Source organism: Klebsiella sp. RC2, from assembly GCF_014192815.1.
Classification (GTDB): Bacteria; Pseudomonadota; Gammaproteobacteria; order Enterobacterales; family Enterobacteriaceae; genus Klebsiella; species Klebsiella variicola.
Genome location: NZ_JACHYL010000013.1, coordinates 1 through 23,669 on the forward strand (window position 1 = coordinate 1; position 23,669 = coordinate 23,669).

At 56.4% G+C, this 23,669-nt stretch carries 25 protein-coding genes and 2 tRNA genes; 11 read left to right on the forward strand and 16 right to left on the reverse strand.

Annotated features, from left to right (window positions below; all coding sequences use genetic code 11):
• The 3 genes from FHW76_RS25660 to FHW76_RS25670 all read right to left on the reverse strand — a co-directional run bounded on the left by FHW76_RS25660 (nt 1) and on the right by FHW76_RS25670 (nt 1,786).
• Nucleotides 1-85 (reverse strand) — tRNA-Ser (locus FHW76_RS25660).
• Between the two features lie 144 nt (nt 86-229).
• Nucleotides 230-907 carry an isochorismatase family protein gene (locus FHW76_RS25665; protein WP_002898927.1) on the reverse strand — a complete coding sequence of 226 codons (678 nt, stop codon included), beginning with the start codon at nt 905-907 and terminating at the stop codon, nt 230-232.
• 18 nt (nt 908-925) lie between these two features.
• Nucleotides 926-1,786 carry a pirin family protein gene (locus FHW76_RS25670; protein ID WP_008805952.1) on the reverse strand — a complete coding sequence of 287 codons (861 nt, stop codon included), beginning with the start codon at nt 1,784-1,786 and terminating at the stop codon, nt 926-928.
• A gap of 114 nt (nt 1,787-1,900) precedes the next feature.
• On the opposite strand from FHW76_RS25670, the gene FHW76_RS25675 reads away from it, so the two are divergent.
• Nucleotides 1,901-2,806 (forward strand): LysR family transcriptional regulator, encoded by a 906-nt coding sequence (locus tag FHW76_RS25675; RefSeq protein ID WP_032729938.1) that lies wholly within the window; start codon nt 1,901-1,903, stop codon nt 2,804-2,806.
• A 189-nt stretch (nt 2,807-2,995) separates the two neighbouring features.
• Here the strand turns inward: FHW76_RS25675 and FHW76_RS25680 are convergent, their stop codons facing one another.
• From FHW76_RS25680 to FHW76_RS25690, 3 genes are all read right to left on the reverse strand, one after another.
• A complete protein-coding gene (locus FHW76_RS25680; RefSeq protein ID WP_004224069.1) occupies nt 2,996-3,568 on the reverse strand; it encodes a TetR/AcrR family transcriptional regulator in 573 nt (190 codons plus the stop codon).
• 94 nt (nt 3,569-3,662) lie between these two features.
• A complete protein-coding gene (locus FHW76_RS25685) occupies nt 3,663-4,526 on the reverse strand; it encodes an arginase family protein (RefSeq protein WP_044613801.1) in 864 nt (287 codons plus the stop codon).
• 525 nt (nt 4,527-5,051) lie between these two features.
• A tRNA-Ser gene (locus FHW76_RS25690) sits at nt 5,052-5,139 on the reverse strand.
• Between the two features lie 268 nt (nt 5,140-5,407).
• Between FHW76_RS25690 and ghrA the strand changes: the two genes are divergently transcribed.
• The 6 genes from ghrA (at nt 5,408) to FHW76_RS25720 (ending at nt 9,675) form a co-directional block, all read left to right on the forward strand.
• The gene (ghrA, locus tag FHW76_RS25695) at nt 5,408-6,346 is read left to right on the forward strand and encodes a glyoxylate/hydroxypyruvate reductase GhrA (protein WP_008805955.1); all 939 of its coding nucleotides are present in this window, start codon (nt 5,408-5,410) and stop codon (nt 6,344-6,346) included.
• Nucleotides 6,347-6,434: 88 nt separating this feature from the next.
• A complete protein-coding gene (locus FHW76_RS25700; RefSeq protein ID WP_008805956.1) occupies nt 6,435-7,172 on the forward strand; it encodes a phosphatase in 738 nt (245 codons plus the stop codon).
• Between the two features lie 22 nt (nt 7,173-7,194).
• Nucleotides 7,195-7,749, forward strand: coding sequence for a molecular chaperone (locus FHW76_RS25705; protein WP_008805957.1), 555 nt, complete (start codon nt 7,195-7,197; stop codon nt 7,747-7,749).
• 103 nt (nt 7,750-7,852) lie between these two features.
• Nucleotides 7,853-8,335, forward strand: coding sequence for a DUF1097 domain-containing protein (locus FHW76_RS25710; protein ID WP_016160611.1), 483 nt, complete (start codon nt 7,853-7,855; stop codon nt 8,333-8,335).
• A gap of 152 nt (nt 8,336-8,487) precedes the next feature.
• The gene (gene ymdB / locus FHW76_RS25715) at nt 8,488-9,015 is read left to right on the forward strand and encodes an O-acetyl-ADP-ribose deacetylase (protein WP_008805959.1); all 528 of its coding nucleotides are present in this window, start codon (nt 8,488-8,490) and stop codon (nt 9,013-9,015) included.
• Between the two features lie 66 nt (nt 9,016-9,081).
• Entirely contained in the window at nt 9,082-9,675 is a 594-nt protein-coding gene (locus FHW76_RS25720) for a TetR/AcrR family transcriptional regulator (RefSeq protein WP_008805960.1), read from the forward strand.
• 34 nt (nt 9,676-9,709) lie between these two features.
• On the opposite strand, the gene mdoC is transcribed toward FHW76_RS25720, so the two are convergent.
• On the reverse strand, nt 9,710-10,870 hold the full coding sequence (mdoC, locus tag FHW76_RS25725) for a glucans biosynthesis protein MdoC (RefSeq protein ID WP_012968581.1): 1,161 nt from the start codon (nt 10,868-10,870) through the stop codon (nt 9,710-9,712).
• Between the two features lie 251 nt (nt 10,871-11,121).
• Here mdoC and mdoG point away from each other — a divergent pair, with 251 nt between their 5' ends.
• From mdoG to FHW76_RS25740, 3 genes are all read left to right on the forward strand, one after another.
• Nucleotides 11,122-12,675, forward strand: coding sequence for a glucans biosynthesis protein MdoG (mdoG, locus tag FHW76_RS25730; RefSeq protein ID WP_012968580.1), 1,554 nt, complete (start codon nt 11,122-11,124; stop codon nt 12,673-12,675).
• A complete protein-coding gene (gene mdoH, locus FHW76_RS25735; RefSeq protein WP_008805963.1) occupies nt 12,668-15,196 on the forward strand; it encodes a glucans biosynthesis glucosyltransferase MdoH in 2,529 nt (842 codons plus the stop codon). The genes mdoG and mdoH overlap by 8 nt, the downstream gene beginning before the upstream one ends.
• A gap of 66 nt (nt 15,197-15,262) precedes the next feature.
• Complete coding sequence (locus FHW76_RS25740) at nt 15,263-15,490, forward strand: YceK/YidQ family lipoprotein (RefSeq protein WP_008805964.1); 228 nt, start codon at nt 15,263-15,265, stop codon at nt 15,488-15,490.
• Here FHW76_RS25740 and FHW76_RS25745 read toward each other — a convergent pair whose 3' ends face one another.
• The 3 genes from FHW76_RS25745 to FHW76_RS25755 form a co-directional block, all read right to left on the reverse strand.
• Nucleotides 15,491-15,877, reverse strand: coding sequence for a MysB family protein (locus FHW76_RS25745; protein ID WP_012542251.1), 387 nt, complete (start codon nt 15,875-15,877; stop codon nt 15,491-15,493).
• Between the two features lie 91 nt (nt 15,878-15,968).
• The gene (mdtG, locus tag FHW76_RS25750) at nt 15,969-17,207 is read right to left on the reverse strand and encodes a multidrug efflux MFS transporter MdtG (RefSeq protein WP_008805966.1); all 1,239 of its coding nucleotides are present in this window, start codon (nt 17,205-17,207) and stop codon (nt 15,969-15,971) included.
• A gap of 170 nt (nt 17,208-17,377) precedes the next feature.
• Nucleotides 17,378-18,298: a Kdo(2)-lipid IV(A) acyltransferase gene (locus FHW76_RS25755; RefSeq protein ID WP_022065198.1), complete on the reverse strand. Its 921-nt coding sequence runs from the start codon at nt 18,296-18,298 to the stop codon at nt 17,378-17,380.
• A gap of 205 nt (nt 18,299-18,503) precedes the next feature.
• Here FHW76_RS25755 and FHW76_RS25760 point away from each other — a divergent pair, with 205 nt between their 5' ends.
• Nucleotides 18,504-19,568 carry a rhodanese-related sulfurtransferase gene (locus tag FHW76_RS25760; protein WP_008805967.1) on the forward strand — a complete coding sequence of 355 codons (1,065 nt, stop codon included), beginning with the start codon at nt 18,504-18,506 and terminating at the stop codon, nt 19,566-19,568.
• On the opposite strand, the gene FHW76_RS25765 is transcribed toward FHW76_RS25760, so the two are convergent.
• From FHW76_RS25765 to FHW76_RS25790, 6 genes are all read right to left on the reverse strand, one after another.
• Complete coding sequence (locus FHW76_RS25765; protein ID WP_002898988.1) at nt 19,554-19,667, reverse strand: DUF2770 family protein; 114 nt, start codon at nt 19,665-19,667, stop codon at nt 19,554-19,556. The genes FHW76_RS25760 and FHW76_RS25765 overlap by 15 nt on opposite strands.
• A gap of 72 nt (nt 19,668-19,739) precedes the next feature.
• A complete protein-coding gene (gene solA / locus FHW76_RS25770) occupies nt 19,740-20,858 on the reverse strand; it encodes an N-methyl-L-tryptophan oxidase (RefSeq protein WP_008805968.1) in 1,119 nt (372 codons plus the stop codon).
• A gap of 126 nt (nt 20,859-20,984) precedes the next feature.
• Nucleotides 20,985-21,239, reverse strand: a complete 255-nt coding sequence (gene bssS / locus FHW76_RS25775; protein ID WP_008805969.1) for a biofilm formation regulator BssS — start codon at nt 21,237-21,239, stop codon at nt 20,985-20,987.
• A gap of 304 nt (nt 21,240-21,543) precedes the next feature.
• Nucleotides 21,544-21,795 carry a DNA damage-inducible protein I gene (dinI, locus tag FHW76_RS25780; protein WP_002898994.1) on the reverse strand — a complete coding sequence of 84 codons (252 nt, stop codon included), beginning with the start codon at nt 21,793-21,795 and terminating at the stop codon, nt 21,544-21,546.
• 73 nt (nt 21,796-21,868) lie between these two features.
• Nucleotides 21,869-22,915, reverse strand: coding sequence for a dihydroorotase (gene pyrC, locus FHW76_RS25785; RefSeq protein WP_008805970.1), 1,047 nt, complete (start codon nt 22,913-22,915; stop codon nt 21,869-21,871).
• A gap of 125 nt (nt 22,916-23,040) precedes the next feature.
• Nucleotides 23,041-23,601 carry a lipoprotein gene (locus FHW76_RS25790; protein WP_012542249.1) on the reverse strand — a complete coding sequence of 187 codons (561 nt, stop codon included), beginning with the start codon at nt 23,599-23,601 and terminating at the stop codon, nt 23,041-23,043.
• Nucleotides 23,602-23,669 lie beyond the last annotated feature (68 nt).

Here is a 23,669-nt window from a genome sequence, read left to right on the forward strand (position 1 = left end):
CGGTGAGGGGGGGATTCGAACCCCCGATACGTTGCCGTATACACACTTTCCAGGCGTGCTCCTTCAGCCACTCGGACACCTCACCATATTGTCTTGCTGCTCACCTTGGGTGGGCAACGGGGCGCTACTATAGGGAGTTGCGTTAAAACGGTCAAGCATATTTTCTTCTTTCTCTACCGTTCGCTCACGCAATGAACAATGCCCCGCTGCGGTACAGCGGGGCGGGGTTTTAGCGCTGAGAATCCAGCTGTTCGTTATTCTTCACCACGTCCTGCGCTTTGCTGTAGCTTTCGATCAGCAATTGGTAGGCCGGGAAGACTTTGGTGTACACCTCCGCCCATTCTGCGGCGTCCGGGCGATTCCAGGTGCGCTGCAGCTCAGAGGCGACGGCGGCGGTATCCATCGGCACTACGCCAGCCTGTACCACGCGAGCCAGGGTGATTTCCTGCGCCATTTTGCTGTAGGTGCCGGAAGCGTCAATCACGGCAAACACTTTATACCCATCGGCGACGGCGGCAATCGCCGGGAAAGCCATGCAGACGCTGGTGATGGTCCCGGCGATAATCAGCGTCTTACGACCGGTCGCTTTCACCGCGGCGACGAATTCCGGGTTATCCCAGGCGTTAATCTCACCTTTACGGGCGATGTATTTCGCATGCGGCGCGTTTTCATGAATCTCCGGGATCAGCGGACCGTTCGGCCCCTGCGGCACGGAGGCGGTGGTGATCACCGGGATCCCGGCAAGCGACGCCATCTTGGCCAGCGCGGCGGCGCGAGCGCGCAGCTCTGGCATCGGCATATCGCCGACGGTCTGGAACAGGCCGCTCTGGTGGTCAATCAACAGCATGGCGGTATCGTTAACATCAATCACCGGACGAGCACCGTTAAAGTTAGCGGGAGTAGACATAGTATTCACCTCAATCAGTTAGATTTGGCCAAAACGGCCGCTGTTAAAATCGCGAACGGCTTCTGCGATCTGCGTTTTGTTATTCATGACAAAGGGGCCATAGCCCACAATCGGCTCCTGCAGCGGTTCGCCGGCCATCAGCAGAACTTTTGCCTGGGCGGTCGCCTCCAGATGCAGGGCGTCTCCTGTCTGGCTCAGGACGGCGAGCTGACCTTCGCGGGCGGACTCGGAACCGTTGATGATCACTTCCCCTTCCAGCACCACCAGCGCGGTACTCCAGCCTTCCGGCTGGCGCAGCGTGAGGTCGCGCCCCTGATTCAGCTGCAGATCCCACACGTTAAGTGGTGAGAAGGTATGGGCCGGGCCGCTGACGTCGTCATACTGGCCGGCAATAACCCGAACCTGTCCGGCGCCATTCGCCAGCGCGACGGTGGGGATCGTCCCGGCGGTAATGCTCTGATAGCCGGGGGCCGTCATTTTGTCTTTGGCGGGCAGGTTGACCCACAGCTGGATCATCTTCAGCTCGCCGCCGCTGCGGGTGAAGGCCTCCGAGTGGAACTCTTCGTGCAGGATCCCGGCGCCCGCCGTCATCCACTGCACGTCGCCCGGGCCAATCACCCCGCCGCGTCCGGTGGAGTCACGATGCTCTACTTCACCGGCGTAGACGATGGTGACGGTTTCGAATCCGCGATGCGGATGCTCACCGACGCCGCGTTTATCGCTGCCCGCCGGGAAGGTGTACGGCCCGGCATAGTCGAGCAGTAAGAAGGGGCTCAGCTGCTGGCCGTGCGTCTGATAAGAAAACATCGAACGAACCGGGAAGCCGTCGCCTACCCAATGCTGCGCAGGCGCGGTGTAGACTCCTGTAATCTGTTTCATGGCTTTCTCCTGTGTATCGGTATCTGATGTGAATAAGCTTATATCCGGGACGACGTATGCGGTAGTGAGCAAAAATGACCTATACTGTTCCAAAAATGGAACAATGGAGGAAGGATGCAGGATCTCAATGACTTCGCCTGGTTTGTCCAGGTGGTAGACCATGGCGGTTTCGCCGCGGCGGGGCGAGCGCTTGACCAGCCGAAATCCAAGCTCAGCCGCCGCATTGCGCAACTCGAGGAGCGGCTGGGCGTGCGTTTGATCCAGCGAACCACCCGTCAGTTCGCGGTCACCGAGGTCGGGCAGACCTTCTATCAGCATTGCAAAGCGATGCTGATAGAGGCCGAGGCGGCGCAGCAGGCGGTCGAGACGCTGCGCGCCGAGCCGCGCGGTAGCGTCAGGATCACCTGTCCGGTCACCTTGCTGCATGTCCATATTGGACCGATGCTGGCGCGATTTATGGCGCGCTATCCCGGGGTAACGCTGCATCTTGAGGCGACCAACCGCCGGGTGGATGTGGTCGGGGAGGGGATTGATGTGGCGATCCGCGTCCGTCCCCGGCCCATCGAGGATAGCGATCTGGTGATGCGCGTGCTGGCGGACCGCGGGCACCGGCTGGTGGCCAGTCCTGATCTCATTTCCCGGCTCGGACGCCCGCAGGCGCCTTCCGAGCTGAGCACCTGGCCGGGACTCAGCCTGGGGGCGAACAAGCATCAGCATAAATGGCAGCTTACCGGGCCCGGGGGGGCAAGGGCGGAGGTGTATTTCACGCCGCGAATGGTGACCACCGATATGCTGGCGCTGCGCGAGGCGGCGATGGCCGGCGTCGGCGTGGTGCAGCTTCCTTTATTAATGGTGCGCGATCAGCTGGCGTCAGGGGAATTAGAGGTGGTACTGGATGAGTGGCAGCCGCGGCGGGAAGTGATCCATGCAGTATTTGCCTCGCGGCGCGGGCTGCTGCCCTCCGTCAGGGCGCTGGTGGACTACCTCAGCGAAGAGTATCAGCGGATGGAGGAGGATTGATGGGTAGGCAGAGGTTTTTTGTCGGAACTCATATGTGAAAAGCGTCCGTACGTTTTCACGCACTCTTCGCAATCGCGTAGGGGCGTGAAAGATTGCTCACTGTGTGAGTCGTTTGCCGCTTGAGAGCGTTGGCTGTTATAAGCAACCTCTGGTTTTTTCGATACATCGTTTTACTATGACCGTCTGGTATTATTTAAGCAATTTTGCCATAACGTCAAAAAACATTGGCAGATCATCCTTGAATGAGAAGGTCGTGTTTATTGCCTGACGAGCGATTAAACCGTCAATAAGGGCAAAAATAATGATCGTGATTTCTTCAAGGTTAATATCACGGCGAAACTCTCCGGCAGCGATACCCTCCTGGATGAGCCGCGCGAAGCTTTTCCGCATGATGTCATCACTGGAGATATACGTTTTTCGCAGTTCTGGATTACGCGCAGACTCAGCCATGATTTCAACCCAAAGTTGATGCGTGATAGGGTAACCGATCTCGCTAATACAGGACGTGACTTGTGCACAAAGGCGATCAAAATAAGAGCCTGCATAGGTCGCATTATGGGCAGTCAGCGCGGAGTTCTGTTCTTCCAGTACAATAGCCTTAACAAGCTCATCCTTACTTTTGAAATACGTATACATTGCTCCTTGACTAATTCCTGCCCGGGTAGAGATTTCACGTACGCTTGTCGCACTAAAGCCTTTTTCCGCAAAGCAGGCAGCAGCAGCCGTAATCAACTTATGGTAGGTTTCGGTTTTTTTTAACATATCGGCATCTTGGTAAATTCGGTGTCCAGACTTTAACGCGCTTTTATGCAAGGAGCCAGAGCTAAACTCTGTCGTCTGGCTCCTGGATTTCGTCTTACTTTAGAAGGGGTAATTCACTGAGCATGTGCTTGAGATTCAGCATGTCCCAGGGCAAATGTTCAGCGATTGTCAGGCCAACGGGGACTGCTTTTGTCGTCGCTGCCGCTATCAGATTGAGTACATCCTCAATCGTCAGTTTGCCTTCAGCAACGTCGCCAAAATCGTGTTTTCCGCGCCCCGGTTTTGCAAAAAGAATGGAGCGGAACAGAGATGGGTCGAGTACGTCCAGATCGATATGGATCGCCAGATACGCAATCTTTTCTTTCGCTATCCACTCCAGGACTTCATCTGCACCGCTTTTAACCTGTTCAGGTGCTAGCGTCGTAATGTTATGGCGAGTGAGGTATTCAGCTTCATAAGGAAGTGGCGCGTGGATACCGGCAATCATTATTTTTGACGGATTAAGTTTGGTTTTTACATGGGCAACTAAATCGTTATCACCCGTACCCATTAGCGCACCAAGCACATGGGCATGCGCGTTTGGATATTGTTCAGCCGTCTGCACGTCAGGATGCGAGTCAATCCAGAGCACACCGAGTTTGTCTCCGAACTTATCGAGCAGGTGGGCGAAAGGCGCCAGCGAAACCAGGCAGTCTCCGCCTAAAATGACAATGCTATTGGGATCATGTTTTTCAATCAGTGCGGCAGCATTATTGAGTTGCCTGATGAGGGATGGCTTAGCCGTGATGCCATTAATCCCTGGCAATGGCTCTGTTGTTGGTAACTCAACAGGAACGATCTCAACGGGCCCTTTTGCTTCAGGAGAGAGAAACGAGAGGAGCTGCGAGCCAAGATAGTAGGGAGGATTGTTACCGCCTTGCCATTGAGGAAATATAAGTCGCAGTGTTTTGCTAGTCATTGGTACCTTCTGTGTTGTCATGCGCTAAAATGAATGAACGTTCATTCATTTCTACATTGAATTACGGTCGATACGCAAGTAACAAAGCACTTTTCGTTAATGCATAACGTACACCATCCGGAGCGATATGATTTTCGTTATGCCGGGTGGCTCAAAGCGGAAGAGGGGATAGTGTTGGCGAACATCTTCGCTGCGCTGTTAATCGTGTGAAGCAGAGTCTGGCTTTGACAATACTGCGTAATGTCTGTTGCCAGTTGTCGAACCCCGGTCGGGGGTTCTCATCCCCCCGGCGGGTGCCACAGACGAAAAAAAGCCCGTACTTGCGTACGAGCTCTTCTTAAAATATGGCGGTGAGGGGGGGATTGACTCGCTTCGCTCGCCCCTGCGGGGCAGCCCGCTCGCGGGCTCGCGGTCTGTCCAACTGGCTGCGCCAGTTGTCGAACCCCGGTCGGGGGTTCTCATCCCCCTGGTGAGTGCCACATGCGAAAAAAAGCCCGTACTTGCGTACGAGCTCTTCTTAAAATATGGCGGTGAGGGGGGGATTCGAACCCCCGATACGTTGCCGTATACACACTTTCCAGGCGTGCTCCTTCAGCCACTCGGACACCTCACCATATTGTCTTTCCCGTTGTTGTCGGGAACGGGCGCTAATGTAGGGAAATACGTATCGCCCGTCAATCAACTTTTTGCAAAAAAAGCGCGTTTAGACAAACTTCGAGCAACTTGCTCCTTAAACGTGCGAAATCCGTTTTTTTTGTCGCCAGTGCCTTTTCCCTTTTCGCTCGGGGGAAATTTGTTATGCTGGCAAACCAATAGAAAACAATGAGTAAAATAAGACGCCAGCGTCAATCGGCCAAAGGCGTCTGCTATCAGGAGCCCCTATGGAGATTATTTTTTACCATCAGACCTTTGATACCCCATTCTGGATCCGTGAGCTGGAAAAACAGTTACCCGGGGCGCGGGTGCGCGAGTGGAAAGCGGGTGACAACCAGCCGGCGGACTATGCCCTGGTCTGGCATCCGCCGGTAGAGATGCTGCAGGGCCGGGCGCTGAAGGCCGTGTTTGCCCTCGGGGCGGGGGTAGATTCTATTCTCAGCAAGTTGCGTGACCATCCGGATATGCTGCCGCTGTCGATCCCGCTGTTTCGCCTCGAAGATACCGGTATGGGACGGCAGATGCAGGAGTATGCCGTGAGCCAGGTGCTGCACTGGTTCCGCCGCTTTGATGACTATCAGGCGCTGAAGCTGGCTTCCCGCTGGCAGCCGCTGCCCGAGTATCGCGCCGACGAATTCACTGTCGGGATTATGGGAGCCGGCGTGTTGGGGGCGAAGGTTGCGGAAAGTCTGCAACCCTGGGGGTTCCCGCTTCGCGTCTGGAGCCGTAGCCGCAAATCCTGGCCACAGGTACAGAGCTTCGCCGGTCAGGCCGAACTGGGCGAATTCCTGCAGGGCACTCGCGTGCTGATCAACCTGCTGCCGAATACCGCCGAAACCGCCGGTATTATTAACCAAACGCTGCTGGCGCAGTTGCCGGATGAGAGCTATGTCCTCAACCTTGCTCGCGGCGTGCATGTCGTTGAAGAGGATCTGCTGGCGGCGCTGAACAGCGGTAAGCTCAAAGGGGCGATGCTCGATGTCTTCAGTCGCGAACCGCTGCCGCAGGAGAGCCCGCTATGGGCACATCCGCGGGTGGCCATGACCCCCCATGTGGCGGCAGTGACCCGTCCAATGGAAGCTATCACCTACATTGCGGAGACCATTAGCCGGCTTGAGCGAGGGGAACCGGTAAGCGGTCAGGTTGACCGCCAGCGCGGTTATTAAGACGAGAGAACCCCGCCACGGCGGGGTTTTTGCTAATCAATAGCCCGGTTTCCTGCTATTCTTGCGGCAAACAGAAGAGGAGAATGTGATGTATCCCGTTGACCTGCACATGCATACCGTCGCCAGCACCCACGCCTACAGCACCCTGCACGATTATATTGCGGAAGCAAAGCGTAAAGGGATCAAACTCTTCGCCATCACCGACCATGGCCCGGATATGGCGGATGCCCCGCACTACTGGCACTTCGTTAATATGCGCATCTGGCCTCGCCTGGTAGACGGGGTGGGGATCCTGCGCGGTATTGAGTCGAATATTAAAAATATCGAAGGTGAGATCGACTGCTCCGGGCCGATGTTAACCTCGCTTGATCTGATCATTGCCGGATTCCATGAGCCGGTGTTCCCGCCGCAGGATCGAGACACCCATACGCAGGCGATGATTGCCGCGATGGCCAGCGGTAAGGTGCATATGATTAGCCATCCGGGTAATCCGAAATTCCCGGTGGATATCCCGGCTATTGCCGAAGCGGCGGCCCGCTATCAGGTGGCGCTGGAGATTAATAACTCCTCTTTTATTTCATCGCGCGTGGGCAGTGAAGATAACTGTCGAGCTATCGCTGCGGCGGTGCGTGATGCCGGGGGATGGGTGGCGCTGGGCTCGGACTCTCACACTGCCTTTACCCTCGGGGAATTTACCGAATGCCGCAAGATCCTTGATGCGGTCGATTTCCCGGAGGAGAGGATCCTCAACGTTTCTCCGCGTCGCCTGCTCAACTTCCTCGAGTCGCGGGGCATGCCGGCGATCCCGGAATTTGCTGACCTTTAATTTGTATAACTGGAATAACTGAATGAACGAGTTTTCAATCCTCTGCCGCGTGCTGGGTTCGCTGTATTACCGTCAACCGCAGGACCCGCTGCTGGTGCCGCTGTTTACCCTGATCCGTGAGGGCAAACTGGCTGCCAGCTGGCCGCTTGAGCAGGATGAACTGCTGGCGCGTCTGCAGAAAAGCTGTGAGATGCAGTCCCTGGCGACGGACTATAATGCGCTGTTCGTCGGTGAAGCCTGCAGCGTGCCGCCGTACCGTAGCGCGTGGGTGGAGGGTTCCTCGGAAGCAGAAGTACGGGCTTTTATGAGCGAACACGGTATCCCGACAGGGGAAGGTCCGGCGGATCATCTCGGATCGCTGCTGTTGGCCGCCTCCTGGCTGGAGGATCATGCTACAGAAGACCAGAGCGAGACGCTGGAGCTTCTGTTTGCTGACTATATCCTGCCATGGTGCGGGACGATGCTGGGCAAAGTCGAAGCCCATGCGCACACGCCATTCTGGCGCACCATGGCGCCATTGACCCGCGACGCCATCGCCGCGATGTGGGACGAGCTTCAGGAAGAAGATGAGCAATAATATGTGATGTTAATCACTATTTGAATGCAACTGAAATTAGGTTCATTCATATACTGTGTTTTAGATCTCATTCTTCCGGCGCGTATCTGCTAGGATACGCGCCATGAACATACTCTTCGCAATCGCATTAACGACGGGCATTCTCTCCGGAATTTGGGGATGGGTGGCGGTCGCTCTCGGCCTGCTGAGCTGGGCCGGTTTCCTCGGCTGTACGGCCTATTTCGCCTGCCCGCAGGGCGGTCTGAAAGGTCTGGCCATCTCCTCGTGCACGGTAATGAGCGGCGTGGTCTGGGCATTAGTGATTATCCACGGTAGCGCACTGGCCCCGCAGCTGCAGATCCTCAGCTATATGATGACCGGTATCGTCGCCTTCCTGATGTGCATTCAGGCGCGACAGACATTGCTGTCGTTTGTACCGGGCACCTTTATCGGCGCCTGCGCGACTTTTGCGGCAGACGGCGACTGGCGCCTGGTGGTGCCCTCCCTGGCGTTGGGTCTGGTTTTTGGCTATGCCATGAAGAATAGTGGCCTGTGGCTGGCGGCCCGCGCGGGCAAACATAAATTGTTCGCTAATGACAACGCCTGACTGGCGAAACAGCAGACTCAACAGGACCCTTAGGGTCCTGTTTTTTTTAGCTTCCCGTCGCCAGGGCTGAGGGATAATCTTGCTCCCGGGGGCGGGAATGCCCTAGTATCGGCAGAAAGCCGTATCCACGCGCTATGCCGACAGGAGGAGAAATGGCTGTTCAACCTGAGGTAATTCTCGGCGATATTACGACGCTTGAAGTCGATGTGATTGTTAATGCGGCAAACCCCTCGCTGCTGGGCGGCGGCGGGGTAGATGGCGCGATCCACCGGGCGGCCGGCCCGGCGCTGCTGGCGGCTTGCAAACAGGTATTGCAGCAGCAGGGCGAATGTCCTCCCGGTCACGCGGTGATCACTATTGCGGGCGATCTTCCCGCCAGCGCGGTGATCCACACCGTGGGCCCGGTCTGGCACGGCGGCGACCGCATGGAAGCGCAAACCCTGGCGGATGCTTACAAAAACAGTCTGCAGCTGGCCGCGGCAAACAACTATCGCTCCATTGCGTTTCCGGCGATCAGCACCGGCGTGTATGGCTATCCAAAAGAGGAAGCGGCGGAGATCGCCGTGCGCACCGTCACCGCGTTTCTCACTCGCTATAACCCCCTTGAGCGCGTCCTGTTCGTCTGTTTTGATGAGGAAACGGCGGCTATCTATCGCCGCCTGCTGGCGTCATACCCCTGATCCAGCAGAATAGGCTATGATAACCGCCGGTATTGACGGGAAAGATGGATAGCAGGAGGGAGCAGGGTGTCAGAAGGAAAAGTACAGCAGAAGCAGCAGGCGCGCCGCGCAGAGATCGTTGCCGCTGCGCAAAGGTGTTTTGCTGAAAAGGGGCTGCATGGCGCTTCCGTTGCCGATATTGCCCGCGAGGCGGGCCTGAGCGTTGGTCAGCTGTATCGTATTTTTGCCAGCAAAGAGGCGATCATCGAAGCGATTGTCAGCGAAATCGTCCACGCCAGGGTCGGGGAGATGATCGATGAGAACCACAATCTGGCGCGCAAAGCGGCGGTGCTGGCCGGCAGGATCCCGACGTCGGCAGCCACCAAAAGCGACAATTATCTGCTGATGGAGATCAACGCCGAAGCCTCGCGTAACCCACGCTTGCGCGAGATCCTGGTGCAGGCCGATCGGCGTTTGAAAGAGGAAGGAGGGCGTCTGTCGCAGCGCTACCATCCCGGGCTCAGCGATGCGCGACGCAATGCCGCATCAGAGCTCATCGCCGTTCTGACCGAGGGGGCCGCCTATCGCTGTGAGCTCTGCGCCTCGACCCCGGTCGATAAGGCAGATTTAGAAGCTCTGTATAATATGATTTTCGACCGGCTTTTTGACGAGCAGGCGTAATGCGACACGCCTGGCGTGCCGCACCCGCGGCAAATTAGCTGGCCGAAGCCGGGGTTTTGGCCGGTTTGTTCATCGGTTTACCGGAGAACAGGAAACGCAGCAGCGGAATGCGCAGATGAATTTCATACAGGATCAGCGCGATACCCACCACAAAAACCAGCCCGACAATAAAGCCTAAGGTATTGGACTTGATGGCCGGGGTGATCCACGCCCCGTACAGTAGCGTCAGCGGGTGGTGCACCAGGTAAATAAACAGCGAGGCATTGACGAAATAGGTCACGCGCGCTGACTGGAAGTTTAGCAGTCGATGGCCGAGCGAAAAGACCACATTGACCATCCACAGCCCCAACACCATAGTAATCACCGATTCGGTTTCATACATCCAGCCGTCGCCGGACCCATACTGCTGATTCAGTCGATAGGCGATAAACCCGAGCAGCGCTGCGGCGCAGCACCACGGCGACGGAGTGGTGAACATGGTCTTTAAGCGTGGGTTAATAAAGGTCTGCGCGCCCAGCACAAAGAAGGGCAGATAGAACAGCGTCTGCATCACCACAAAGTTAAACAGACCATTGCTCAGCAGGGGCGGATAGAGCAGGAACAAGGACCGGCGGATCAGCGCATAAAAGACCCCCAGCGCGAGGAAAATCATCGTCAGCTGGCCCATGGTGACAGTGTCACTGAAGGCGAGGCCGTGGCCAGCCGGACGGCGCGTCAGCCATTTAAACAGCACCACCCCCAGCGAGGTCAGCACCACCAGAACCAGTAAAAACCACAGGTGGGAAATGAGCTCCCAGGCCAGGGTATTAAATTTGTCGTACATCGAAAGGGTATGCCAGTTTTCCGCCTTGCCGTTGACGTATTGCAGCATAATAAATTGCGGCAGCGTCAGCAGTGGGATGGCGGTCAGCATCGGAATACCGACCCGTTCAACGCGCACTTTCCACCATTTTTTCAGCGGGTAGCGCAGGAACAGCATGTAGGAGAAATAGCCGGAGATGACGAAAAAGACCTGCATGCGAAAGGCATGGATGAAGTCATTAAACAGCGTCAACCACCACGAGGGTTCGGCGCTGTTGACATGCCAGCTGTGGCTGGAATAAATCAGCGAAATGTGGAAAGGGATCCCCAGCAGCATCAACCAGGCGCGGATGCTGTCGAAGAAATATTCACGCTGTACCGGAGTATTATTCATACGATTCACGACAATCTCAGATAATTCGTCTTATCACTCAAGGTGATAACGCTTACATTATCAGCAACCCTACATGAACTCGGGGTATCTGTCTCCAGGATAAGCACTCAAAGTGCAAACGGGACAGCGAACTGTTTATTCCCTGTGCCGCCAGGCTGAACAAAGCAGGGATTATGTTGTCGGATTGCCTGAGTTTCCATTAAAATAGATCGGATCGATTTAAGCACACAAAGGGGGAAGTGCTTACTTATATGAAACATAAACCACAGATGATGAAAATGCGTTGGTTAAGCGCAGCCGTAATGTTGTCCCTGTGTACTTCATCTGCATGGGCGTTTAGCATTGATGACGTTGCAAAAGAGGCCAAAACGTTAGCCGGGAAAGGCTATGAAGCGCCGAAGAGTAACCTGCCCTCCGCTTTCCGCGACATGAAATACGCGGACTACCAGCAAATTCAGTTTAATCACGATAAAGCTTACTGGAATAACCAGAAAACCCCATTCAAGCTTGAATTTTACCATCAGGGGATGTACTTCGACACGCCGGTCACCATCAATGAAGTGACGGCGACCAGCGTGCGCAAAATTAAATATAGTCCGGACTATTTCAACTTTGGTAACGTCCAGCACGATAAAGACACGGTGAAAGACCTCGGTTTCGCCGGCTTCAAAGTACTGTATCCGATCAACAGCAAAGATAAGAACGATGAAATCGTCAGCATGCTCGGTGCCAGCTACTTCCGCGTGCTGGGTCAGGGTCAGGTTTACGGTCTGTCCGCGCGTGGTCTGGCTATCGATACCGCGCTGCCGTCCGGCGAAGAGTTCCCGCGTTTTCGTGAGTTCTGGATCGAACGTCCAAAAGCCACTGACAAGCGTCTGACTATCTATGCGCTGCTGGATTCCCCACGGGCAACCGGCGCCTATCGCTTTGTCATCATGCCGGGACGCGACACCGTCGTGGACGTCCAGTCCAAAGTTTACCTGCGTGACAAAGTCGGCAAACTGGGTGTGGCGCCGCTGACCAGCATGTTCCTGTTCGGTTCCAACCAGCCTTCTCCGACGCTCAACTATCGTCCGGCGCTGCACGACTCCAATGGTCTGTCTATCCTGGCCGGTAACGGCGAGTGGATCTGGCGTCCGCTGAACAATCCGAAACACCTGGCTGTCAGCAGCTATGCGATGGAAAACCCGCAAGGGTTCGGCCTGCTGCAGCGCGGCCGTCAGTTCTCGCGCTTCGAGGATCTCGACGATCGTTATGACCTGCGTCCAAGCGCCTGGATCACCCCGAAAGGGGACTGGGGCAAAGGGAAAATCGAGCTGGTTGAAATTCCGACCAACGATGAAACGAACGATAACATCGTGACTTACTGGACGCCGGATCAGCTGCCGGAGCCGGGCAAGGAGATGAACTTCAAATACACCATCACCTTCAGCCGCGATGAAGACAAGCTGCATGCGCCAGATAACGCTTACGTTATGCAGACCCGCCGCTCTACCGGCGACGTGAAGCAGTCGAACCTGATCCGTCAGCCGGACGGTACGGTTGCCTTCATTGTCGACTTCACCGGCGCCGATATGAAGAAACTGCCAGCGGATACCCCGGTCGCTGCTCAGGCGAGCACCGGCGATAACGCGGAAATCGTTGAAAATACCGTGCGTTACAATCCAGTGACCAAAGGCTGGCGGATGATCCTGCGTTTGAAGGTCAAAGATCCGAAGAAAACGACGGAAATGCGTGCCGCACTGGTTAACGGTGATGACACGTTGAGCGAAACCTGGAGCTATCAGCTGCCTGCCAATGAATAAGATAACGAAGTACATTGACGCATTGCCGCTGTCGGACGCCGAAAAATCGGCGCTGCCGGACACCAGCCTGCAGGCCGTTCATCAGGCCCTGGATGACGAACATCAGACCTTCGCTCGCGAAGACGACTCTCCGCTGGGGTCGGTGAAGGCGCGTCTGGCGCACAGCTGGCCGGATTCGCTTTCTGGCGATCAACTGGTGAAGGATGACGAAGGTCGTACCCAGCTGCATGCTATGCCGAAAGCCAGGCGTTCCTCGATGATCCCGGACCCGTGGCGGACTAACCCGGTCGGCCGCTTCTGGGATCGTCTGCGCGGCCGCGATGTCACGCCGCGCTATCTCTCCCGCCTGACGCAAGAAGAGCGCGAGAGTGAGCAAAAATGGCGTACCGTCGGCACCATTCGTCGCTACATCCTGCTGCTGCTGACGCTGTCGCAGACCGTGGTGGCCACCTGGTATATGAAAACCATTCTGCCTTATCAGGGCTGGGCGCTGATCAACCCGGCCGACATGGTGGGGCAGAACCTGTGGATCTCGTTCATGCAGCTGCTGCCGTACGTGTTGCAGAGCGGCATTCTGATCCTCTTCGCGGTGCTGTTCTGCTGGGTTTCCGCCGGCTTCTGGACTGCGTTAATGGGCTTTCTGCAGCTGTTGATTGGCCGCGACAAGTACAGTATTTCCGCCTCGACGGTTGGTGACGAACCGTTGAACCCGGCGCACCGTACGGCGCTTATTATGCCGATCTGTAACGAAGACGTTGACCGCGTTTTCGCCGGGTTGCGGGCGACCTGGGAGTCGGTGAAAGCGACCGGTAACGCCGCTCATTTCGACGTCTATATTCTCAGCGACAGCTATAACCCCGATATCTGTGTGGCTGAGCAAAAGGCGTGGATGGAGCTGATTGCCGAAGTGCAGGGCGAAGGGCAGATTTTCTATCGTCGTCGCCGTCGTCGCGTGAAGCGTAAGAGCGGCAACATCGATGATTTCTGCCGCCGCTGGGGCAGCCAGTACAGCTATATGGTGGTGCTGGACGCAGACTCGGTGATGACCGGCGAGTGTCTGAGCAGCCTGGTGCGCCTGATGGAAGCGAACCCGAACGCCGGGATCATCCAGTCATCCCCGCGCGCTTCGGGCATGGACACGCTGTATGCGCGTTGCCAGCAGTTTGCCACCCGGGTGTACGGTCCGCTGTTTACGGCCGGTCTGCACTTCTGGCAGCTGGGGGAGTCCCACTACTGGGGACACAACGCCATTATCCGCGTGAAGCCGTTCATCGAGCACTGCGCGCTGGCGCCGCTGCCGGGCGAGGGTAACTTTGCCGGGTCGATTCTTTCGCACGACTTCGTCGAAGCCGCGCTAATGCGCCGTGCCGGCTGGGGGGTGTGGATTGCCTACGATCTGCCGGGCTCCTATGAGGAGCTGCCGCCGAACCTGCTGGACGAGCTGAAACGCGACCGTCGCTGGTGTCAGGGCAACCTGATGAACTTCCGCCTGTTCCTCGTCAGAGGGATGCACCCGGTTCACCGGGCGGTGTTCCTCACCGGCGTGATGTCGTACCTGTCGGCGCCGCTGTGGTTTATGTTCCTTGCCCTGTCGACGGCGCTACAGGTGGTGCATGCCCTGACCGAGCCGCAGTACTTCCTGCAGCCGCGTCAGCTGTTCCCGGTGTGGCCGCAGTGGCGTCCGGAGCTGGCCATCGCGCTGTTCGCTTCGACCATGGTGCTGCTGTTCCTGCCGAAGCTGCTGAGTATTATTCTGGTGTGGTGTAAAGGGCCGAAAGAGTATGGCGGATTTATCCGCGTCACGCTTTCTCTGCTGCTGGAGGTCCTGTTCTCGGTCCTGCTGGCGCCGGTTCGCATGCTGTTCCACACCGTCTTCGTGGTCAGCGCCTTCCTCGGCTGGGAAGTGGTGTGGAATTCGCCGCAGCGTGATGATGACTCCACGCCGTGGGGAGAAGCCTTTATGCGTCACGGCTCGCAGCTGCTGCTGGGGCTGGTATGGGCAGTCGGAATGGCATGGCTGGATCTGCGCTTCCTGTTCTGGCTGGCGCCGATCGTCGTCTCGCTGATCCTGTCGCCGTTCGTGTCGGCGATCTCCAGCCGGGCGACCGTGGGCCTGCGCACCAAGCGCTGGAAGCTGTTCCTGATCCCGGAAGAGTATTCGCCGCCGCAGGTGCTCAAGGATACCGACGCGTACCTGACGCTGAACCGTCAGCGTTCACTGGACGATGGCTTTATGCACGCGGTATTCAATCCGTCGTTTAACGCCCTCGCCACGGCGATGGCCACCGCGCGCCACCGTCATGGTCATATCCTTGAGATCGCTCGCGAGCGCCACGTTGAGCAGGCGCTGAACGAAACGCCGGATAAGCTGAACCGCGATCGTCGACTGGTGCTGTTGAGCGACCCGGTGACCATGTCGCGTCTGCACTATCGCGTCTGGGCCGCGCCGGAGAAATATTCATCGTGGGTCAACGCCTATCAGCAGTTAGCGCTTAACCCGCTGGCGCTGAAAACGAAATAAGCCGTACGTAAAGGAAAATACCGGCAGCGATGCCGGTATTTTTTTATCTGAAACACGAGGTTGTGAATGCGAATATTATCGATCATTGCCATGGCGCTGCTGCTGAGCGGCTGCGGCAGCATTATCAGCCGGACGGTGCCCGGGCAGGGGCATGGCAATCAATATTACCCGGGCGTGCAGTGGGACGTTCGCGACTCGGCATGGCGCTATCTCACCGTTCTGGACCTTCCGTTCTCGCTGGTGTTCGATACGCTGCTGCTGCCGCTGGATGCCAGCCACGGGCCCTATAACTGATTAGCGCTCGTCCCACTCGTCGGCCGCCGTCTGTCCCTCTTCGGTGTCCAGCGAGGGCTCGAGCTGGAATTCGCCTTCATCCCACTCATGGAGGGTATTTTCCTCCAGCCACTCCTGGCGCAGCTCTATCTCATCATAATCCCCGTCGAAAACGCTCTGCGCAGCTTCGCCGCTGAGCATCGGTAAACATTCGCCTTGTTCGTCTTCGTCAGCAAAAAATTCGGCCTGCCAGGCGATATCGCCATCCTGCAGCACATACTTTTGAATATTAAGCTGCTCAACGTTAGCGCTCTCTTCATCGCTGTCAGGATTATTGGCGAGAAATTCTTCGCGTGCTGCATCAATAGCTTCTTCGAGCGTGGCATAGAACATCGAATCCTTTGGCATAGCGAATCTCCTGAGAAGAATATGAATTGAACACGATTCAATCTATAGAAGGCGGTAGCCAAAGCGTCAAGGGGCTGGGCCCCTCTGGACATTAATTTACTGAATGGCGGTCAGGCTGCGAGGCTTCCGCGGCAGGTCGGCGCAGGCTGAGGGTAGAATAAATGGCGTTAAAGAGCACCACGCCCGCGGTGACCAGGAATACCGCGCGGAAACCGTAGTTGGCGGACACCGAGGCGCCTATCAGGGGGCCGGTGACGTTGCCAATATCGCGGAACGACTGGTTATAGCTAAAGATACGCCCGGAGATCTGGCTGGTGGAATTATACACCAGCAGGGTTTGCACTGCCGGCAGCAGTGCCCCGTCTGCCGCGCCGAGCAGGAAACGCAGGATACCCAGCTGCAGTGGGGTCTGAACGAACGACATCGGGATCAGCAATAGCACAGAGATAATTAGCGCGACGATGAGGATCTTTTCCGGCCCGATACGATCCCCGAGCCTGCCCAGCCGCGGGGCGCTCATCAGCGCGGCTATTCCCGGCACCGAGGCGATCATCCCGCTAATAAAGGCGATGTTACTGACGTTGCCCGCGAGATCGCGCACGTAAAGCGTCAGAATCGGCGCAATGGAGCCGGTGGCCACCTGGATGATCAGCGAGGTCACAAACAGGCTGAGCACCAGCTTGGGATTCTGTAGCGAGGAGAAAACCTCTCTGGCGCTGAGCATCTCTTTTTTGGCGATCGGCACAAAATTTTCACGGATTAAAAACAGGGTAAACAGGAAGCAGATAAACAGCACCGCCGCGGTCATAAAGAAGACGGTGCGCAGGCCCCAGTGGTCGGCCAGGAAGCCACCCGCCAGCGGGCCGAGCAGGGCGCCGCTCACCGCGCCGGTTGACAGCGTGCCCAGCGCCCAGCCGCTTTTGTGGCGCGGGATCTGGGTGGCAATCAGGGCGTTGGCGTTGGGAATAAAGCCGCCCAGCAGGCCGAGCAGTGCGCGTAGCAGCAGAAACTGCCAGATATTCTGTGCCATCCCCATCAGCATCATCACTACGGACATTCCGAGGGCGGAACGCAGCAGCATAATTTTTCGTCCTTTGCGGTCAGCAAGACCGCCCCAGAACGGTGAGGCAATGGCGGAGAAGAGGAAGGTGATACTAAAGACCAGCCCGGACCACATGTTCAGCGCGCTATGCCCGGTGACCCCGAGCTGTTCGACATAGAGTGGCAGAAAGGGCATAACCAGACTGAAGGCGGCGCCCGTTAAAAAGCAGCCGAGCCAGGTCACGGTCAGATTTTGTTTCCAGTTAATAGGGGTATCAGCAGAGGACATAGGGTTCCACTGGCCTGCGCGGCAGGTCAAATTAAGAGAAAATATGAGCCTGCTAATTATGCGCCTGGGAAATAAATGCCGCAATGGAGGAGAGCTTTTAAAGCTAAAGCAGAGCCTAAAGCATGAGCGAGAAGCGCATTCCCGGCCACATGCGCGGCCGGGAAAAGGGATCAGTAGCGGGAGGGCATGCCCTCGGGGCGGGTTTTGAAGCGGCGGTGGAGCCACATATATTGTTCCGGGGCCATCATGATGCACTGCTCAACAATCTTGTTCATCCAGGCGGCCGTGGTTTCCGCGTCGTCCAGCGGCGGGGAACACTCTGGCGGCAGGATAATCAGTTCATAACCTTTACCATCCGGTTTGCGACGCGGGACGAAGGGGACGATACAGGCTTTGGACATTTTCGCCAGCATCCAGGTGCCGGAGGTGGTCGCCGCCTGGTCGACAGCGAACAGTGGGGCGAAGACGCTGGCGGTCGGACCGTAATCGTGATCCGGCGCATACCAGACCACGTCGCCTTTTTTCAGCGCCCGGATCATCCCTTTCAGATCCTTACGGTCAATCATGTCCTTATTGGATCGTAGCCGACCCCAGGTCTGCAGCCAGTCGATCACCGGGTTGTCGTTGGGGCGATAGACGCCAATCCCCGGCTCGTTCATGCCGAACATCCGCGCGCCCATCTCGAGAGTCAGGAAGTGAATACCGATTAGCAGAATGCCGCGCTGCTGCGCCTGCACATCGCGGATATGCTCAAAGCCGATGGTGTCGGTCCAGCGGGCGATACGACGAACCGGCCAGAACCAGGCCATCCCCGTCTCCATCAGTCCCATACCCACCGATTCAAAGTTCATCACCACCATTCGGTGACGTTCCTGCTCGCTTTTGTCGGGGAAGCAGAGCTCAAGGTTGCGATAGGCGATCTTCGCCCGACGCTTCATAAAGCGCATGGCCAGCCGGCCGATGGCATTTCCCAGGCGGTAAATCAGCGGATAGGGCAGTTGGACAACCAGCCACAGCAGGCCGATACCCAGCCACAGCAGCCAATAGCGCGGATGCAACAGCGCCGGAGAAAATTTAGGCAAATGAGTCATTTCATACCCGTATCAGTGAGCAACGTCTTATATTATCGCATTTTTTTACCGGCCAGCCAAAGGCGGCGACAGTCAGCTCGTTTTGTTAAGCGGGGCGCGACCGGGTGAGAGAAATGTAGCGTAAAATGTAGGGATGTAAATTAATTAGCTTTGCTATATCATGCCCGCCGTTTATTTCCTCATTTCTATGTCGAGCAGGTACACCATGCCAGTGTTACACAACCGCATTTCAAATGAGACGTTAAAGGCGCAAATGCTGGCTGAGACCGAGCCGCGCACGACGATCTCATTCTATAAATATTTCACCATTGTCGACCCACAAGCCACTCGCGATGCGTTATGGGTTGCCTTAACCCAGCTGAAGGTCTTTGGCCGTATTTATCTGGCCCGGGAAGGGATCAACGCGCAAATCAGCGTGCCGGAAAGCAACGTTGAAGCCCTGCGTGAGTTTCTCTATGGCTTCGATCCGGCGCTGGCGGGGCTGCGTTTCAATATCGCCCTCGAGGACGATGGGAAATCTTTCTGGGTGCTGCGCCTGAAAGTGCGTGACCGTATTGTCGCCGATGGCATCGACGATCCCTCTTTCGATGCCTCCAATGTTGGGGATTATCTCAAGGCGGCGGACGTCAATGCCATGCTTGACGATCCGGATGCGGTATTTATCGATATGCGTAACCACTATGAATATGAGGTGGGTCATTTCGAAAACGCGCTGGAGATCCCGGCGGATACCTTCCGCGACCAGCTGCCGAAAGCCGTGGAAATGATGCAGGACCACAAAGACAAGAAAATTGTTATGTATTGCACCGGCGGTATTCGCTGTGAAAAAGCCAGCGCCTGGATGAAGCATAACGGTTTCAATAAGGTCTGGCATATCGAGGGCGGGATTATTGAGTACGCCCGCCGCGCACGTGAGCAGGGGCTGCCGGTCCGTTTTATTGGCAAAAACTTTGTCTTTGATGAGCGGATGGGCGAGCGTATCTCCGATGACGTCATCGCGCACTGTCATCAGTGTGGCGCGCCGTGCGATACCCATACCAATTGCCTGAATGATGGCTGTCATCTGCTGTTTATACAGTGCCCGAGCTGCGCTGAGAAGTTTGCCGGTTGCTGTAGCGAAGCGTGCATGGAAGAGCATAAGCTGCCGGAAGAGGAGCAGCGCAAACTGCGCGCCGGACGCGAAAACGGCAATAAAATCTTTAACAAATCGCGTGGCCGACTGAACACCAAACTCGGGATCCCCGAGCCGGAGTCGTCAGAAAAACCATAACCAGACGAGATCGATGATCGCCAGCAGCAACCACAGCGCAAGGTAGATCATAAAGTGCTCGCGCACGTTGTTAACCAGCATATTAAACAGGCGACGCATAACCGTTCTCAATGACTAACGGCCTCGACACAGAGGCCGTTTTTTTTCCGGCGGCAAGCGTGCCGCATTCCGTTATGAGCTAAAGCGCGCCAGCGAGAAAGGCGTCAGGTTAAAGGTCGACGTCTGTCCCTGGGCAAACTGACTGGCAATTTCTCCCAGCACCGGCGCAAACTTAAAGCCATGGCCGCTCAGACCGGTGATCAGCAGCGTGTCTGGTCTGCCAGGGAGCGTATCGATAATAAAATCTTCATCGACCGTGTTGTCATAGGTGCAGGAGGCGCCGTGCAGACAGCCGCCGATCCCGGGCAGGACGTTACGTAAAAACGGAAAGGATTCGGAACCATCGCTGGCGACAGCGCCAAACGCCGATCGCTCCTGCGGCGTGGAGACAGGCTGACCGCCGTTATGCTTGCCGATTTTTAGCTCGTTATCTTCCGCCGGGAAACCGTAGTATTGATCGCCGTTGGGTAGCTCGCCGGTGAATGCCGGGAAATGATTCTTGCTGCTGTAACGGCCATCGGCCTGGAACCAGGCAAAAACCTTACGTACCGGCTGGATGGGGAGGTCCGGAAGCAGGCGGGTGACCCAGGTACCGGCGCTAATCAGCAATTTCTTGCCGTGATATTCACCGTCAAGGGTATCAATGGTGACCCCGTCTGCATGGTGATGAATGGCTGAGACCGGGCAGTTGAATAGCTGCGCGCAGCCAGCTTCCCGTGCCAGACGTATCCAGGTCTCGACAGCCAGCTCACTGCGCAGTACGCCGGACGCCGGTTCGAAAATCGCCCGATAGTCGTCGGGAAGGCGTATCTCCGGCCAGCGCTGCATGACGGCCTGAGCATCTAACTCTTCAACCTCAAGATCGAACGCCCTGGCGCTGGCGGCGACGTTGGCCAGGAAAGGAGAGCTGGCGGGGCCGAGGTTAATGACGCCGGTGCGTTCAAAAACGGCTTCGCCGCTGATTTCAGCCAGTTCATCCCACAGCTGCTGGGCGCGCAGCACCAGCGGAACATACTTTTCACCTTCGCCATAAGCGTGACGGATAAGACGGCTACTGCCATGATGGCTGCCCTCCTGATGGGGAGGTTGGTGGGCATCGGTCATCAGAACATTGAGTCCGGCACGACGCGCATAATAGCCAGCGGCAGCGCCGACCGATCCGCTGCCGATAATGATAAGATCGTATTGCATGGTGAGTTCCGGGTAATTGCCTTATTAGCAGGGTAATTAACTCCCTGCGCTTATACAAGCCCGAAAATAATTCAGGCACCCGCAGGTGCCTGTTAAGACTATTGTTTAGTCATTCCCCGTATCGCGTTAATGTCGGCGGTACTCGTTTTCCTGGTATTCGCCAGATTCAATCTTCGCAATGCCTGCTTCCAGGATTGAAATAAATTGACGTGCGACGTCCGTCGTTAGCCATAGCGTCTGGCCAATTTCAGCATCATGACTGTTTTCTTGAGTGGGGTTCTGGTAGTGCAGGCGCAACATCAGCGCATCGTAGCTATCAACGGTGCTGATGTCCCATCCAACGAGGGGATGGGTCTGAATGACTTCATTATTTTTTTCCATCATAACCCCTTATTCATATGTTAAAAGACAACAATTCTCGAGGTTTAATGCATGTTTTTTGAAGCAAGTTAATTATATCAGGGATCAAGAATAAACTCGAGAAATTAAATGAAAGGCAGCATGATTTTCTTGTTTTCGCCGCTTTTTTACGCAAGATAAGCGCGGGAAATGGCCATTTTAGCCGATATTAAGCAGAATAATCAGGAATATTCTGAACAAGAGGCGGGGAGAAAAAAGCCGGGGCGACCCGGCAAAGAAAAGCACAATGAGGGAGCAAACCAGAGTAACTGGATCCCGCCATGCTTCAGGAGAGATCGTGGACAAACCAGTCGTCCGCGCTTTCCCAGGTTTCCTGCAGGATTTCGCTTATCCGGTCTTTGTCTTCTTTCAGGGCGCCGAACACCGAGAGCTGGTTGCCGGTGGCGTAGCGCACGCTCACCTGACTGTCGATGGCCGGGAATTGCTCGGCGATACGCCGGGAGAGTTCGTTATTCAGCGCTTCCAGCGCGCCGTTGGGTAAGGCGGTCGTTTTGGCGATAGACACTTCGATGCGCATAATTGCCCCCTGTGTTTGATACTGGTTATTTATACAGTATCCGGTGGGCGTTGACAACAGGGGGCTACGTTTTTTATCGCTTCATCGTCCAGCGAACGGTTTCACCCGCCAGGAACGGGACCAGGCTATCATTGGGCAGCGCAATGCTGTCAACGACCGTGGTCTCTTCACGCACCAGCTCAACATAGCTTTCATTGACCGGCAGACCGTAGAAGCGCGGGCCGTTCAGCGAGCAGAAGGCTTCAAAGTGCTGCAGAGCGTTCATTTCTTCAAACACGGTGGCGTAGCTGCCGAGGGCGGTCGGGGCGTTGAAGCAGCCGGCGCAGCCGCAGCTGGCTTCCTTACGATGGCGGGCGTGCGGCGCGGAGTCGGTGCCAAGGAAGGCGCGGCTAAAGCCGCTGGCGACCAGTTCGCGCAGCGCCTGCTGATGAATATTGCGTTTGAGTACCGGCAGGCAGTACAGGTGAGGACGAATACCGCCGACCAGCATATGGTTGCGGTTGAACATCAGGTGCTGCGGGGTAATAGTGGCCGCCAGCAGTTCATTGCCGTCACGCACATATTCGGCGGCATCTTTGGTAGTAATATGCTCAAAGACCACCTTCAGACCGGGCAGGCGCTGGCGCAGGGGCTCCATCACCGTGTCAATAAAGCGCGCTTCACGATCGAAAATATCAATCTCGGCGTGGGTGACTTCCCCATGTACCAGCAGCGGCATTCCCAGTTTTTCCATCCGCTCCAGCACCGGCATAATGGCGTCGGTGCTGGTGACACCGTGGCTGGAGTTGGTCGTGGCGTTGGCCGGGTAGAGCTTGGCGGCGGTGAACACACCTTCGTTAAAGCCGCGCTCCAGCTCCGCCGGGTCGAGGGAGTCTGTCAGATAGCAGGTCATCAACGGGGTAAAATCGTGCCCGGCCGGGACGGCGTCCATAATGCGCTGGCGATAGGCGATAGCCGCCGCGACGGTGGTGACAGGCGGCACCAGATTCGGCATCACGATCGCCCGGCCATAAAACTCACTGGTGTAAGGCACGACGGTTTTCAGCATATCGTCATCACGCAGATGGATATGCCAGTCGTCTGGGCGGCGGATTTTCAATACCTGGGGTTGTGCTGTCATGGAAGGCTCCGGCTAATAGGTTCAGTCATCAGGGCTGTTTTTTGCCGGGCACTAAGGATAAGCGTAAACGTTTTCCTTTGCACTCATTTCCGTAAAAAATTCAGGGCGCCGTAGCGCCCTGGAGATTAATTGGTAAAGGGGATGACAATTTCGCCCGGTTTCACCTCTATGCCCTTGGCATATTTCTTCGCCAGCGCTTCGCCGGTGCTGGCGTCTTCACGCAGGACATAGGCCGGTTGCTGGCTGAAGTAGCTGCGCAGCGACTGATTCAGATAGGGGAGCAGGGCCTGAATCACCGACTGCAGCTTCTCGGGCGCCACTTTAGCATCGACCACCTCCATTTCCTGCAGGAAGATAGCGCCTTTCTCTCTGTCAAAGGTTGGCAGCGCTTTGAGCTTCAGATCGATCGTCGCTTTCTGGGTGCCGAACAGGGAGTTCAGATCGACGTTGGCGACCCCGGTCAGCGTGACTTTACCCGGCTCTTCACGGCCAATAGCGCTGGTCAGGTTCTGCAGCTCAATATGGGCATCGGCAACGCCTTTCAGACCGATATCTTTGGCGAAATGGTTACGCTTCTGCAGCGCCTGGTTTATCTCCTGCTCGCTTACCGTGTATTGGGTCAACTGGTTACAGCCGCTCAGCAGACCGCTGACAATCAGCGCCGCGGCGATCAATATTTTTTTCATGGGGTTCCTCAAGCTCGTACCATCATTCATCCTGACACAAAGCATCATGACCTGTCAGCATTCTTCAT